Below are 13,958 nucleotides of genomic sequence, written 5' to 3'. Positions count from 1 at the left end.
GTTTCATACATTTATGCGATCATGAAGTGTCTGATTATCATATGGGCCTTTTATTTTGTTGCGCTATCTATAGTTCCCTGTAGTGATGGCATAAATAAATGCGAAGATTTGTCTTCTTCTCAGAAGAAGGCAGAAGATTCGCTGCTTCATGACCACAACCAGGATCAGGACGATTACTGTTCTCCTTTTTGTCAGTGTAGCTGTTGTAGTGTTACACTGGCTGTATTTCATTTTGAAGTATTAAAGATGACCGAACCTTTTTCTCAGTTTACAACTGATAATGCGGCCGTAACCGGTTCATCTGTTGTCCGTACATATACCGGAAATATATGGCAACCTCCTCAGTCAATAGCTTAGTTCCTGATACAGGAGCTGCTTCCTCATTCTCCTTTGTTTGCATTTATCAGAACAAAGGCTGAAAACACAGTTAGTCAATTACATATTACCGAAAAACAAAAATAGAATAGCTTGTGCTATACGCGACCTGTTACGTATTGTTCCTGTATGAATGCAGAACAATCGTATCTATGTTTTAAATAGCATATAAGATCTATTTACACTGTCACTGTACAGTATCAATAAAAAAAATTAGATGGCATTAAAAGAAGAAATGGAACAGCAGGGTAACTGGTTGTTCCGATACAGAAGTATTTTACCAGTTGGCATTCTGGTGCTTGCACTGATCATTTTTATAGAGATGAAATTAAAGCAAAGTCCATTATCAGCATGTGATTATGTTTTTGAATCATTCTGTTTACTCATTAGTCTCGCGGGCTTATTGATCAGAGCCTATACAGTAGGATATTCACCTAAAAATACCTCAGGACGTAATACAGCACAGGGGCAGGTCGCCGATACACTAAATACTACCGGCATATACAGTGTCGTCAGAAATCCCCTTTATCTGGGTAATTTCTTTATGTGGCTTGGCCTTGCATTACTCACGGAGAACGTATGGTTTGTCATCAGTTTTATCCTTCTTTACTGGATGTACTATGAGCGGATCATTTTTGCCGAAGAACAATTCCTCGAACGTAAATTCGGAGATCAATACACCGAATGGGCCAAAAGAGTCCCTGTGTTCATTCCTAATTTTAATAAATTCAGCAAACCCGACATAAAATTCAATATCATTAAAGTTCTGCTCAAAGAAAAGAACGGCTTTTTTGCTTTGTTTCTGTTATTTAGTTTCTTTAATATTATTGAGGAATATATTCGCAAACATACACACTACAATATGGTTTTTATAACAGGTTTTCTGATTGCAATGGTTAGTTATCTGGTATTAAAGTGGCTAAAGGTGAATATGTCCAATGAAAACTGATAAAATAAGCATGGCTATGAAAAATGAAATAGAAAACAAGCTCAAAGCTAAAAACACAAAGCCAACGAGTATGCGCATATTGGTGTATGATTTTTTAGCTTCTCAGCAAGTGGCCTTATCTCTTTCCGAAATTGAAAATTACTTTTATCCGGCAGATCGTATTACTCTATACAGAACGCTAAAGACTTTCGAAGAGAAAGGAATTGTACACAGTATACAGGAGAATAACACCAGTAAATACAGATTGTGCAGTGATGACTGCAGTGAACAGACACACAGAGACTGGCATCTGCATCTATATTGCAAGATATGTAAGCAGACAACTTGCAGGACAGACATTAGTTTCAAGCAGCCTTCAGGTGCTGAAGTGCAAATAGACGAAGTAAGATTATTTGCCAAAGGTATATGTGAAAACTGCCTGTCCAAAAGTATGCAATAGTATTGCAGATATAAGCTGGTTAGATTTGTATCATTGAATAAATGATTAAGTATTGAAATAAAAAACTATCAGATCATGACAACAAACAACAACAATACACCGAAAAATAATACCGATTGCTGCACATACACCGAAAAAATATATGAAAAAGCAGGAGCGAAGGATCTTATAGACGGCACAGGAAAAAAAGATGACCATAATCATGATCATGGCGGACATAGTGATGATGACGGTCATGATCATTCTCATGTAGAAGGAAGTCCCTTTAAACTCTTTCTGCCAGCCATTATTTCTTTTGTGCTGCTGATGGTGGCTATTACTTTTGATAACTGGCTGCCTCAGGCCTGGTTTACCGGATGGGTGAGAACAATCTGGTATGTAATTGCTTATATACCTGTGGGACTTCCGGTTATCCGAGATGCTATAGTCAGTGTTAGCAAAGGAGATGTATTTTCCGAATTCTTTTTAATGACCATAGCCACTGTGGGAGCATTTGTTATTGCTGAATACCCCGAAGGTGTCGCCGTGATGCTGTTTTATGCTGTAGGTGAAGTTTTTCAGACATTAGCTGTGTCAAGAGCCAAAGGAAATATCAAGGCATTGCTGGATCAGCGTCCGGATGAAGTCACGATTCTGGTCGATAATCAGGCAAAAACAGTCAAAGCAGAAAGTGCTCAGATCAATGATGTGATACAACTCAAACCCGGAGAGAAACTGGCATTAGATGGTGAACTCTTATCAGAGGCTGCTTCTTTCAATACGGCAGCGTTAACAGGGGAGAGTAAGCCGGATACAAAAGCGAAAGGTGAGGTTGTACTGGCCGGGATGATCAATCTGAATACGGTGAGTCTGGTAAAGGTGACTACAGCTTATACAGACAGCAAGCTGAGTAAAATACTGGAATTAGTACAAAATGCGACTGCGCAAAAAGCGCCAACCGAACTCTTTATACGCAAATTTGCTAAAATATACACGCCTATAGTTGTTGTATTAGCCATTATTATTTGTCTTGTTCCTTACTTTTTTGTGCAGGATTATCAGTTCAATGACTGGCTGTACAGAGCATTGGTTTTTCTGGTTATTTCCTGTCCGTGTGCACTGGTGATTTCTATACCGCTCGGTTACTTTGGAGGTATTGGGGCAGCCAGCAAAAACGGCATCTTGTTTAAAGGCAGTAATTTTCTGGATGCTCTGGCTGAAATACAGCATGTAGTAATGGATAAAACCGGAACAATGACCGAGGGCGTTTTTCAGGTTCAGGAAGTAAACTTTAAACCGGAGTATAACCAGACCGAGATATTGGGAATGGTAAATGCGCTGGAAAGCCACAGCACACACCCGGTAGCTACCGCCATACATCAATATGTAGGAGAAATAGACAGCAAGCTTATTTTAGAGCATACGGAAGAAATAGCGGGACATGGATTGAGAGCACAGATCAACGGAAAAGAACTGCTGGTCGGTAATTTCAAGCTGATGGATAAATTTAAGATTGCCTATGATGTCGATCCCTCTTCCATAGTATACACCCTGATAGCCGTTGCGTATGATGGACAGTTTGTAGGCTATATGACTATTGCCGACAGTATTAAAGAGGATGCTGCAGAAACGATCAGGCTTTTGCATAGTTTTAATGTAAAGGCGACCATGCTCAGCGGTGATAAAAGCTCTGTGGTACAATATGTAGCTGGACAATTAGGGATTGATAATGCCTTCGGAGACTTATTGCCAGAGGACAAAGTAAGCAGACTTAAGGAAATAAAGGCTGGAAATGTACGTGTAGCCTTTGTTGGTGACGGCGTAAATGATGCTCCGGTGGTGGCCTTAAGTGATGTCGGTATAGCGATGGGTGGATTGGGCAGTGACGCAACCATTGAGACTGCTGATGTGGTAATTCAGGATGACCAACCATCTAAAATTCCGATGGCTATCCGGATCGGAAAGCAAACCAAACGCGTGGTATGGCAAAATATAACGTTAGCATTTGTCGTAAAAGGAATCGTATTGATTCTGGGTGCCGGAGGTCTGGCTACCATGTGGGAAGCAGTTTTTGCAGATGTAGGCGTTTCTTTAATTGCCATCCTGAATGCTGTACGTATACAGAAGATGAAATTTTAGCAAGATAAGGAATAAATGGTCTTTTCTGATTTCGCTGTCCGGAAGCGGGTATAAAACTTCTGGTCAGCAAATCAGATAACACACTGTAGAATTAAAAGGTTACCGCAGTTGTTTTATTAAATCCTGCTTTAACAAAAGGTTTCAGCTGAGGTGTAAATAATTGTGGTGCAAATTCAATTTCCTTTGTTGTCTTGTTGACAATCCATTGCGATCTCTTCTCCAGTATAAATTCTAGTCTTTTCTCCGGTGACAGACCTGGCAGGGTATAGTAAGTGATATGTTCGCCTTCTTTTCCGTTATTCTCACGATAAATCCCTTTAATACGTACATTGTTTCTGGTTTCAAAAGATTTGATAAAGGGGCCGTCTTCATTCGCAATTTCCCAACGGGGATCTTTCGGACAACAAACCGATCCGTACTGTTCGGACCGATAAGATACAAAGTGATCCTTAGGTATATCCGGAGTCTTAAAATCAAGCTGAGGATGACCATTTCCGGATATGCGCATACTATCCACGCTGATCTGATCTTCATTTCTTTTAATATGGTAATACACATTTGTCGTAGCGGGCTCCAGAACAATACCGTTTTTGGTGGCATCTTCTGCTACACGCTGGTAAAACTCCCAGTCCGGAACTATGAGAATAAACTCCTTTACCGAAGGATAAAAAGATGTTGAATTTTTGAACAAATCTACAGGCACTCTGGCAGATAAGAAGAATACATGTAATGTGTCCTGATCTTCTTTCATAGGTATATCGATCAGATAATTATCTCCCTGGTGTGCGACATGCTCATTTTCAATCATAATGACTTCACGATAAGCGGTATCCAAAAAATTGACTACTGTATCACGGACTGTAGAGGAAAGTGAAGAATTACCGGACTTTTGCAGGTTCATGCAACTGCAGGCAAAAGCAAGTACAGAGGAAAAAGTAAAAACAACTAATTTTATCATAAGCGGGTTTTTAGTATTAACAGTCTATCCATTTCTTAGTTTTAAAGATATCACTGTTTGTACTAATTGTAATATCCTGATTTATATTTGCAGGAAAAGAGTTGATAAGCGTATAATTCACAGGAATATTTTTCTTCTCTGATTATGAAAAGCAGCCTGAACACCCTATTTTTACTGCATAACCTGATTACGGATGAATAGAATAATAAACGGTGTAATACTCGTTTGCTTTATAGCACTGGTTTCCTGCAGCACATATAAATTTATTGAAGGCTCTTTATTAAAGAGTTGGGGAATCAAACCCGGAGAAGCAGCTGTCCTGAACACATCAGATTCTAAAATATACAGATTCCTGATTATCAACAACTCGTCTGAAGATAATGATCTGACTGTTAAAAATGCAGATGGCACATTAATACGACAGATTGCACGACATGATACCGTAGAAGTGAAAGCGGCACTGAATGGCATTCGTATTGAAAACAGCGCTGTAAAAGACGCTATTTTTACCCTGAGTGTCTTCTTGAAGCGGGAGACCTTTAAAATGCCCGAAGTTAAAAAGCAGCCGCTTTGATTGCAGGCGTTAATACTCTTCTTAAAGAATGAGTCTGGCTATTAATAGCGCATTTCCTCACAATTGTAACCAATTTTATTTAAGAAACTAACGATATCATCCATACGAAAAGACTGACCTTCTACACGCAGTACATTGTCACAATCCATCAGATCAAAATTAATCGCAAATCCCGGATATTTTTTAAGAAGTTGCTGGACAATAAGATAGGCTATATCAGAATTAGCAACATCGGTTTTATATACTTTTATCATCATATCATTTATAAAATTAGAGTGTATGTTATTTTCTTTTGATTTTTGAAAAAGGATTAAAGGATAGACCTATATTAAAATAGAATGCCGGATCTGGTTTTGTTTTGAAAATATAATCGTCAAATGATTTTTCTTTTTCAAACACCCGGGCTGTAGGAACGATCCTCGCACCCGTTTTCGCTGCTATAATAAAATAATTGCCAAGCAGATGCTCATAGACGAATCCGGAATTGATATCCATCTGGCTATACTGGTATTTTTGGGAAGTACCATCTAAATTGTAGAGATAAAATGAAGTGCCATCCAATTCTGCACCTACAGAAACTCTTCCCTTACGGAAAACATGTTTTCGGAGCATTAGATTTCTTGGCAGGTTTATATCTGCAATGAATCCGTTATCAAATTCATGTTCATACAAAAAGGTTGGAATAATAGGAATTTGAGCACTGGGATCTATATTCCAAAGGAGTCCGACAGCCATTTTTGTTTGTCGGTTTGCCTTTAATATCATTGTACCCGTTACTAAACCTCTGACTCTCTCCAAATCCTTTTCGCTGCCATCTACCATTACGCTGGAAGAGAAAATGGTCATTTTATTCCATAATCTGGCAAAGTAAGCCAGATTCAGGGATGTAAAATGTGACTGATACTCATCCTTTTGTATAGCTTTATCTGAACCGGATGGATGTATAAGTTCGGATTCTGCCATGATATATCTGTATCCAACGGTCGTTCCCAATGCCCACTTCTGTTTTTTGATCAGATTCAGATTGACACCAACCCTTGCCTGTGAAAAATTCGTCATTTTTCTATCCGGAAGATTTTCAGCAGCTATCTGAGATGAGTAATTATAAGGAGTCAGATAGGAATACTCGGCATTAAAGGGCCTTAGTTCTGTAAATTTTAAGGCGGCATAAGCTAACGTAAGTTTCGTTATTTGTGCGTTTTTGGAAACACTATCTGCAGATTGGGCAAAAACCGTAGTTATGGATAAGATTGAAGAGAAAAACAATAATATTCGTATGCTGATGTTCATGTCTTAATAATAAGGAGATTGATTTCAGAAGCAAAAAAAGCAGTTATAATAAAGCGGAAATGTGTTTTTATACGAAACGGACTGTTTTTTATACCAAATGGATATTGAAAGGCAGATTTGTATAATAAAAGCAGGCATTCGTATAATTTATATACCTTATGAGGTATATGTTTATATTTTTGTGGAGTTGATTTAATCCCGACAGCTTCTATGAGTTACAGACCGCAAAAGATGACAAATAATCAGGTTATTAATTTTATCGTTGATAAACGGTATAGTGTCTGGCGTCATATAGCTCTTCTGATCACACTATTTTTACATCTCTATTATTCGACTTCCTTAGATGCTGTTAATCGGGATATTAGTTATCCGGGGCTGATAGCCGTATTTATTACGTTCACGATTATGTTTTACATTAACATATATCTGTTAGTTCCCGCCATATTTTTAAAAGCTGAATATGCTTTATATTTTTTATGTCTTGTCATTTTGGTCGTCGTAGGTCTTACCTCTCTGGTATTTATTTTCAATAATTATATTAAACCGGATGTAAGCATTAAAGAAAAGTTTGAAGTAAACCGCTTTTACAAGGGTGCAGTCTTATCTATAATTATCATTCTGATAAGTACACTGATCAAACTGATGCAACGATGGGTAAAGGACAACGAACGCATAAAAGCATTGAGTAATCTGACGCTTAGTATGGAATTAAATGAATTAAAAAATCAGATCAATCCGCATTTTCTTTTTAATATGCTCAATAACGTAAAGGCTTTAACCCGTACCAATCCGGAAGCGGCTTCTATGGTTATCATGAAATTGTCCGAATTTTTACGATATCAGTTATATGAAAATAATGACGATAAAACCCTCTTGGTGTCAGAAATCAACTTTTTATCCAATTTTGTAAATCTTGAAAAAATCAGAAGAGACAGCCTTTCTATCGATATACAGAATGATGTAGATCCCCGGATACTCAATGGTATTTTTATACCGCCCAACCTCTTCACTACCTTTGTTGAGAATGCTGTTAAGCACAGTCATAGCAGCGATAACGGACACGCCTATATTCATATTCACATCATGTCGGAGAACAACAGACTCAAATTTGTCTGTAAAAATTCTAAAACAGAAGACGATCAGAATTTGGACAAAACAAATAGCGGATTAGGACTGAATAATATTAAAAGGCGTTTACAGTTGTTGTACGACAAGCAATACAGCCTCGATATCCGGTCTTCTGATCATGAATATATTGTTAATTTAAGTATACCCGTATGAACTGTATAATAGTAGATGATGAACCTCTTGCCAGAGATGAAATGCAATCGCTGATTTCAGAGGTTTCTGAAATAGAAATATTGGGTAAATTTTCGAATGCCAGACAGGCACTTGATTTTTTAAAAGAGCAGCCTGTAGACCTGATCTTTCTGGATATACAGATGCCACTTGTTACCGGTATTGATTTTGCTCAGCAAATCTCCGGTCAGAGTATGATTATCTTTACGACAGCTTATCCGCAGTACGCTTTGAAAAGTTATGAACTGGATGCATTGGATTATCTGTTGAAGCCTATAGAGAAACTACGTCTGGAAAAAGCAATACATAAGTTTCTCAGTTATAAAAATCTTCTTTCGGATACAACGGTGAAAAATACAGTTGAGGCTAATACAGAAGATTTTCTGTTTATAAAATCAGAAAGAAGGTTTTACAAGATATATTTTCAGGATATCCGGTTTGTAGAAGGACTGAAGGATTATGTAGTTATTTACACTAAAAGCCAGAAACTGATTACAGCAATGAACCTGAAGATTATGCATCAGAAATTGCCGGTCAGCAGCTTCCAGCGTGTCAGTAAATCATATGTAATCAATGTAGATTTTATAGATTCCTTTGATAACCATACCATTTATATGGATGAGAATGAAATTCCGCTGGGAGAGGTTTATAAAAAAGAATTCTTCGAACGCTATTTAGGAGGATCTCTTAATGCACAAAAATAATGCTCTGGATCTTTGTAGTATATTTTCACTGATTTCAGCGATATAATTCTAGTAAATGATTCCTTATCTTCGAAGATACAGTACATTAAAAATCAGAAAGATGTCCAGATTACATATTATTTTATTCCTGCTTCTCTTTACTTTTAGCCGTGGTGTCAATGCCCAGATTATTAGTGTAGGGTACAAGTATGAAGAGAAAAGTATGTTTCAGAGTACGGTTAACCTTCCTTTTCTGATGGATAAAAATAAGCCTTACGAATATATGGCGGGTGTGGATTATACAACCAAAAATTCATTTGCTCCTTCAGGCATAGCTCCGCAGCTGACAGGGGGATATTATATTATAGACAATAAACATAAAAGTAATATCCTGTCTCTGCAGTTGAGTGCCGGATATCTTTTCGATCTGAATAAGAATTTCCAGAATCAGGTCCGGTTGTCTCCTCATGTATACTTTGAACTGAACGGTATTTTTAATTTCAAAGCTGGATATGACTTTTTTATGCCTCTGGAGAAGGGATATCCATATATATCAATAGGTCTCGGCGGACTGCTTTCGCTCAGACATATGAATATAGGGTTCTGAGATTTTTTTAGGTGGATTCAGTTATGATCTGCTTAATGCGGAAATGGCTTCTTCTCTTGTTTTTACAAAGTTGATACGACCTGTTTTATTGCTTTCATATATAAAATCCCGCAGGCTTTTACTGGAATATATGGAAAAATCACCTATAATCGCCATACGACCGCTGTAGGTAGAGAATTTCTGTAGAATATCACCTGCAATACCCGTTTTGAGATCAAAAAAATCCGGATGTACATGTGCTGCAGTAATTATAACGCTGTCTGCATCCTGATACTTGCAGTTCATGATAAGCTCCAGGGCATCCTGTGCCGTACTTATTTCTATGTTATCAGATTGTAATTCTGCTATTCGGATTTCGTTGCTCGTTATAAAGTCTATATTCATATCCTAAAAGGGTTGCTTTAACTTCTGATATATTTTGGAAATCAGGGTCAAAACAAATATAGTCATCTTCGGGCATAATGTTCTTCGGAGAAGATTAAACTGAAAATCATCTTATTCATTACAAATAAGATGATCTGAATTGTACTATATAAAAATTATTTCTGTTGTGCTTCTGCCCAGGCTTTAAATTGTGTAATCGCTTTGCTCAACACGCCCGCCGATCCTTTAAATTTTCCGGAACCACTGGGAACATTTCCTTTTCCATACCACTCGTAAAATCCCTGAGTCCGGATGACCCGTTCCAGCATGGGGCGAACTTCTGTATAGGCTTCATGGGCAAATCCATTTGCGATGAGTTGCTGGATCATTCGCCCTCCAAACCATGTCCAGTCACCGCCATTCTGATATATATAGGCTCTTGACATATCTCCTCTGAAAAATCCTTCAGGATAAGTCGGATACAAGGTTAGCCCTATACTCGGCATTCCTGACAAGCGTACGTTTTCAACCATTTGCTTGTTGACGACAGCTATTTCTTTTTTGGAGAGTACGCCGGCTTCTATTGCTATAGCAGTCCCGCCGTGATAATGAATCTTGTTTTCATCAAATCCATCAGGCAGAGGTGACTTTCCGGGATAGATATGAGGGATGAATTTTTGATTTTTTGTATCCCAAAGGTGTTTTCGGATATTAGTATGAATAGATTTTTGCAGCTTTTTCCACTGCGCTACTTCGGGAGCCTGCGGAGCAACACTACATAAGTCTCTTAAAGCAATAATCAGCATAGCATTATCATATACATCTATAGCTTCATTGGAAAGCTCATTCCAGTCACATCCAAAGTTATCATGTGGCTGCACATCTCCCCAGTCCGCGGTCATAGCGCCATATAACAAGCCATATTGTTTATTGTAGCGTTCACGCAGAAGGTAGTCTATCATTTTATTCATGCGGGTGAGTACAGTTTTTCCTGCTACACTTTCCTGCAGAATAGCATGATCACCTGTTTTGCGGATGTATTTACATACAAGTTGTATCAGAGAAGTTTCCTGATCCGTTTCCACCGTATTCTTAAACCCTACATGACCCGGAGCCGCTGCTGCATAATAAGGGGTGTCATCATTCCATGTAAAATCCTTTTTCAGTACATATCCGTCTACCATTTCATCGTTAGGTTGCTGCAGAGCGAAGAATAGCAATATAGCACCTCTGACATCTTCTTTAGAACGTTCTTCCAAAGCTGTTTCAATAAAAGTATTGAGATCTCTTGCCCATATCTGCGAGTAACCACTTCCGGCATTAAATCCTTCTTTTATGACCGAGCGGGCCAACTTATCTACATGTGTCAGGGAGGTGTCAGCCAGAATAGCAGCTGATAATTTTTGATTTTCCAAGTGTTTGCGGGAATGACAGCCTGTCAACAAAAACAGACCGCACAGCCAATAAAGCATAGTATTCATAATGGTGTATAAGGTTGTATGTATATACATGCAATGATACGCATAATTGTAAGATAAGCAAGTGATGATTTGTAATAAAAGTATTGATACATTAAAATAATGAAGTTTTGTAAGGCTTTTATATATAAGATAAGTATTTAATATTTTTATTATTCGGAATAATAAAATATATTTGCTTTTATATGTATATACATTTTGATTTAATAAATCATATCTACATACACGTCAGAAATTATAAATTATGAAATATCCATGTAGTACAGACTGCACAAACACGAATGAATATAGTTTGGATATTCTAAATGACCATTTAAACTCAAATACATATGAAATATATATTTCTCACCATACTGTCAGTCTGCACCTTTGTTATTCAGGTTTGTGGACAAACTGCCGAAAAACCTGTACGTTATGTAAATCCAAATATTGGTACAGCACATAGCCGCTATTTCTTTTACACACCTGCAGCTTTACCATTTGGGATGGCCAAATTAGCGCCCAGTACAAATGGAAGTTATGGGAATGCCTCAGGATGGGAAGCCGTCGGATATGATGAACGACATGAATCTATTGCAGGTTTTTCCAATTTTCATGAATTTCAGATTGGGGGTGTAGTATTTGCACCTACTGTAGGAAAGGTAAAGACATATCCCGGAGTATTGGAAGATCCGCATTCGGGTTACAGATCGGCATTTGACAAAAAAGATGAATTCGCTACTGCCGGTTATTATCAGGTCAGGCTAAAGGATTATGGAATTAAAGCGGAATTAACGGCCACAGCACGTGTGGGATTCCATCAGTATACTTTTCCGGAGACAGATTCTGCCAATATTATCTTTGACATCGGTCACAAGATGGGAGAGAGTGGACTTGTGCTGGACGCTCAGGTAAACTATGAAGGCAACCATATTTCAGGCTATGTGGTGACTAAACCGGTATATGTAAAGAAGTATCAGGAATCGGCCACAGTGACGATGTATTTCTATGCAGAAATAGATAAAACACCTGTAGCCTATGGTACATTTACAGACAGTACAACATATGCCGGAGAGAAAGAAAAGAGTGGAAAAGGAGCAGGACTCTATCTGGTCTTCCATACAAGGGAAGGGGAGAATATCGGTATTAAAACCGGACTTTCTTATACATCGATTGAAAATGCCAGAATAAATCTGATAAAAGAGGCTAAAGATCTTTCATTTGATAAAGCCAAAGAGCAGGCTTTAGATAAGTGGAATACCGCATTGTCACGCATCACCGTAAGCGGAGGTAAAGAATCAGACCGCATCAAATTTTATACAGGTCTATATCATGCATTGTTAGGCAGAGGGCTGGCCAGCGATATAAATGGTGCTTATCCCCGGAATGATGGCGGAGTGGGCCAGATAGCACTTCGTAAAAACGGAGAGCCTGTACATCATCATTACAATACGGATGCGATATGGGGAGCTTTCTGGAATCTGACACAATTGTGGGCGATTGCTTATCCGGAATATTATAACGACTGGATTCAAAGTCAGTTACTGGTCTATAAAGATGCAGGCTGGCTGGGAGACGGCATCGCAAACAGTAAATACGTATCCGGAGTGGGAACAAACTTTACAGGATTAGCCATTGCTGCTGCTTACAATATCGGTATACGGGATTACGATGTAGAACTGGCATATGAAGCAGCCCGCAAAAATGAGCTTGTATCCGAAGGGCGTATACCCGGTGCAGGTAAATTAGATGTAGGCGTATTTGTCCGTCAGGGGTATTCACCTTATCTTATAGATAAATCAGACAGCCCTGAACTCATGGTGCAAGGTTCGCCGTTCGGAGCCTCACATACTCTGGAATATGCTTTCTCCGCTTACGCCGTCGCTCAGTTTGCGAAGGCTTTAGGAAAAAATGAGGATTACCGGACACTGAACAAATTATCCAAAGGCTGGAAGCAACTGTATGACCCAACAACCAAGTTTATACGACCTAAAGACGTTAACGGACAGTTTATAGATAAATTCAATCCTTATGAATCCTGGAGAGGATTTCAGGAAGGTAATGCCTGGCAATATACATTCTATGTACCACACACACCCGAAGAACTGGTATCCCTTGTGGGGAAAGAAACATTTAATAAACGACTGGACAGTATTTTTACTATCTCCCGCAAGAACGTATTCGGAGGAGGTACACATATCGATGCTTTTGCAGGTATTGAAGGATTATATAACCACGGCAATCAGCCCAACTTACATATCTCCTGGCTATTTCATTTTGCAGGAAGACCAGATCTGAGCCAAAAATGGGTACGGTCCATATGTAATGAATTTTACGGAACAGATGGTGTACACGGCTACGGCTACGGACAGGATGAAGATCAGGGCCAATTGGGAGCATGGTATGTACTATCTGCAATGGGTATGTTTGATGTCAAAGGACTAACCGCTCCGGATGCTTCTTTGCAGATCGGTGCACCCTTATTTGACCGGATAAAGATACAGTTACCTGAAACTATACGTCAGAAACCTTTTACGATTACTACCCACGGGCAGAATCCGCAAGCAATTTATATCAACAATATGAACCTCAACGGAAAAGTACTTAAAAAGCCTGTACTGCGCTTTGAAGAACTGCGCAAAGGCGGTCAACTGGATATTTACCTCAAAAAGTAATAATAAATCTGCACATCACGCTGATTCCGGATGATATATCTCGGAGGGAGGAAAATAATTGTTATTTTGAGCAAACGATTGAGTTGGTTTAAAAACGCACTTTATGCTGTTTTCAGGCATTTTATCGCCAGAATATTACATTTAACAGATGGCTTAAGACGTTTTATTGCT

Annotated in this window: 14 protein-coding genes; 9 read left to right on the top strand and 5 right to left on the bottom strand. The window is 38.6% G+C overall.

The genetic code is table 11. The features are described from left to right. The first annotated feature begins 21 nt into the window (after positions 1–21). The 4 genes from I6J02_RS18735 (at position 22) to I6J02_RS18720 (ending at position 3,881) form a co-directional block, all read left to right on the top strand. The gene (locus I6J02_RS18735; protein ID WP_201679298.1) at positions 22–357 is read left to right on the top strand and encodes a DUF6660 family protein; all 336 of its coding nucleotides are present in this window, start codon (positions 22–24) and stop codon (positions 355–357) included. 235 nt (positions 358–592) lie between these two features. Beyond that, entirely contained in the window at positions 593–1,324 is a 732-nt protein-coding gene (locus I6J02_RS18730; RefSeq protein ID WP_201679297.1) for a methyltransferase family protein, read from the top strand. Positions 1,325–1,340: 16 nt separating this feature from the next. After that, on the top strand, positions 1,341–1,763 hold the full coding sequence (locus tag I6J02_RS18725; RefSeq protein WP_236582165.1) for a Fur family transcriptional regulator: 423 nt from the start codon (positions 1,341–1,343) through the stop codon (positions 1,761–1,763). Positions 1,764–1,838: 75 nt separating this feature from the next. Next, on the top strand, positions 1,839–3,881 hold the full coding sequence (locus I6J02_RS18720) for a heavy metal translocating P-type ATPase (protein ID WP_201679295.1): 2,043 nt from the start codon (positions 1,839–1,841) through the stop codon (positions 3,879–3,881). Positions 3,882–3,972: 91 nt separating this feature from the next. On the opposite strand, the gene I6J02_RS18715 is transcribed toward I6J02_RS18720, so the two are convergent. Then, positions 3,973–4,839: a hypothetical protein gene (locus I6J02_RS18715; protein ID WP_236582164.1), complete on the bottom strand. Its 867-nt coding sequence runs from the start codon at positions 4,837–4,839 to the stop codon at positions 3,973–3,975. Between the two features lie 193 nt (positions 4,840–5,032). On the opposite strand from I6J02_RS18715, the gene I6J02_RS18710 reads away from it, so the two are divergent. Beyond that, on the top strand, positions 5,033–5,413 hold the full coding sequence (locus I6J02_RS18710) for a hypothetical protein (RefSeq protein ID WP_201679294.1): 381 nt from the start codon (positions 5,033–5,035) through the stop codon (positions 5,411–5,413). A 41-nt stretch (positions 5,414–5,454) separates the two neighbouring features. On the opposite strand, the gene I6J02_RS18705 is transcribed toward I6J02_RS18710, so the two are convergent. Together I6J02_RS18705 and I6J02_RS18700 are read right to left on the bottom strand one after the other, a co-directional pair. Beyond that, complete coding sequence (locus I6J02_RS18705) at positions 5,455–5,670, bottom strand: hypothetical protein (RefSeq protein ID WP_201679293.1); 216 nt, start codon at positions 5,668–5,670, stop codon at positions 5,455–5,457. 25 nt (positions 5,671–5,695) lie between these two features. Then, entirely contained in the window at positions 5,696–6,703 is a 1,008-nt protein-coding gene (locus I6J02_RS18700) for a DUF6268 family outer membrane beta-barrel protein (protein WP_236582163.1), read from the bottom strand. 210 nt (positions 6,704–6,913) lie between these two features. Here I6J02_RS18700 and I6J02_RS18695 point away from each other — a divergent pair, with 210 nt between their 5' ends. The 3 genes from I6J02_RS18695 (at position 6,914) to I6J02_RS18685 (ending at position 9,292) form a co-directional block, all read left to right on the top strand. Beyond that, a complete protein-coding gene (locus tag I6J02_RS18695) occupies positions 6,914–7,984 on the top strand; it encodes a sensor histidine kinase (protein ID WP_201679292.1) in 1,071 nt (356 codons plus the stop codon). Beyond that, positions 7,981–8,706, top strand: a complete 726-nt coding sequence (locus I6J02_RS18690; protein ID WP_201679291.1) for a LytR/AlgR family response regulator transcription factor — start codon at positions 7,981–7,983, stop codon at positions 8,704–8,706. The genes I6J02_RS18695 and I6J02_RS18690 overlap by 4 nt, the downstream gene beginning before the upstream one ends. Before the next feature lie 100 nt (positions 8,707–8,806). Beyond that, the gene (locus tag I6J02_RS18685; RefSeq protein WP_201679290.1) at positions 8,807–9,292 is read left to right on the top strand and encodes a hypothetical protein; all 486 of its coding nucleotides are present in this window, start codon (positions 8,807–8,809) and stop codon (positions 9,290–9,292) included. Positions 9,293–9,313: 21 nt separating this feature from the next. On the opposite strand, the gene I6J02_RS18680 is transcribed toward I6J02_RS18685, so the two are convergent. Continuing rightward, complete coding sequence (locus tag I6J02_RS18680) at positions 9,314–9,676, bottom strand: DUF4180 domain-containing protein (protein ID WP_201679289.1); 363 nt, start codon at positions 9,674–9,676, stop codon at positions 9,314–9,316. Positions 9,677–9,831: 155 nt separating this feature from the next. Beyond that, entirely contained in the window at positions 9,832–11,136 is a 1,305-nt protein-coding gene (locus I6J02_RS18675; RefSeq protein ID WP_201679288.1) for an amylo-alpha-1,6-glucosidase, read from the bottom strand. A gap of 326 nt (positions 11,137–11,462) precedes the next feature. Between I6J02_RS18675 and I6J02_RS18670 the strand changes: the two genes are divergently transcribed. Next, the gene (locus I6J02_RS18670; RefSeq protein ID WP_201679287.1) at positions 11,463–13,787 is read left to right on the top strand and encodes a GH92 family glycosyl hydrolase; all 2,325 of its coding nucleotides are present in this window, start codon (positions 11,463–11,465) and stop codon (positions 13,785–13,787) included. The last annotated feature ends 171 nt before the right edge of the window (positions 13,788–13,958 follow it).

The organism is Sphingobacterium spiritivorum (assembly GCF_016725325.1).
In the GTDB taxonomy this organism is placed as follows: Bacteria; Bacteroidota; Bacteroidia; order Sphingobacteriales; family Sphingobacteriaceae; genus Sphingobacterium.
The sequence above is the reverse complement of the archived record's forward strand: the minus strand, read 5'-3'. Positions and strand labels throughout refer to the sequence as shown.

Excerpts from the sequence above, each read along its gene's own strand:
- I6J02_RS18735 (WP_201679298.1), top strand. The coding sequence starts at position 22 with ATGAAGTGTCTGATTATCATATGGGCCTTTTATTTTGTTGCGCTATCT.
- I6J02_RS18730 (WP_201679297.1), top strand. The coding sequence starts at position 593 with ATGGCATTAAAAGAAGAAATGGAACAGCAGGGTAACTGGTTGTTCCGA.
- I6J02_RS18725 (WP_236582165.1), top strand. The coding sequence starts at position 1,341 with ATGAAAAATGAAATAGAAAACAAGCTCAAAGCTAAAAACACAAAGCCA.
- I6J02_RS18720 (WP_201679295.1), top strand. The coding sequence starts at position 1,839 with ATGACAACAAACAACAACAATACACCGAAAAATAATACCGATTGCTGC.
- I6J02_RS18715 (WP_236582164.1), bottom strand. The coding sequence starts at position 4,839 with ATGATAAAATTAGTTGTTTTTACTTTTTCCTCTGTACTTGCTTTTGCC.
- I6J02_RS18710 (WP_201679294.1), top strand. The coding sequence starts at position 5,033 with ATGAATAGAATAATAAACGGTGTAATACTCGTTTGCTTTATAGCACTG.
- I6J02_RS18705 (WP_201679293.1), bottom strand. The coding sequence starts at position 5,670 with ATGATGATAAAAGTATATAAAACCGATGTTGCTAATTCTGATATAGCC.
- I6J02_RS18700 (WP_236582163.1), bottom strand. The coding sequence starts at position 6,703 with ATGAACATCAGCATACGAATATTATTGTTTTTCTCTTCAATCTTATCC.
- I6J02_RS18695 (WP_201679292.1), top strand. The coding sequence starts at position 6,914 with ATGAGTTACAGACCGCAAAAGATGACAAATAATCAGGTTATTAATTTT.
- I6J02_RS18690 (WP_201679291.1), top strand. The coding sequence starts at position 7,981 with ATGAACTGTATAATAGTAGATGATGAACCTCTTGCCAGAGATGAAATG.
- I6J02_RS18685 (WP_201679290.1), top strand. The coding sequence starts at position 8,807 with ATGTCCAGATTACATATTATTTTATTCCTGCTTCTCTTTACTTTTAGC.
- I6J02_RS18680 (WP_201679289.1), bottom strand. The coding sequence starts at position 9,676 with ATGAATATAGACTTTATAACGAGCAACGAAATCCGAATAGCAGAATTA.
- I6J02_RS18675 (WP_201679288.1), bottom strand. The coding sequence starts at position 11,136 with ATGAATACTATGCTTTATTGGCTGTGCGGTCTGTTTTTGTTGACAGGC.
- I6J02_RS18670 (WP_201679287.1), top strand. The coding sequence starts at position 11,463 with ATGAAATATATATTTCTCACCATACTGTCAGTCTGCACCTTTGTTATT.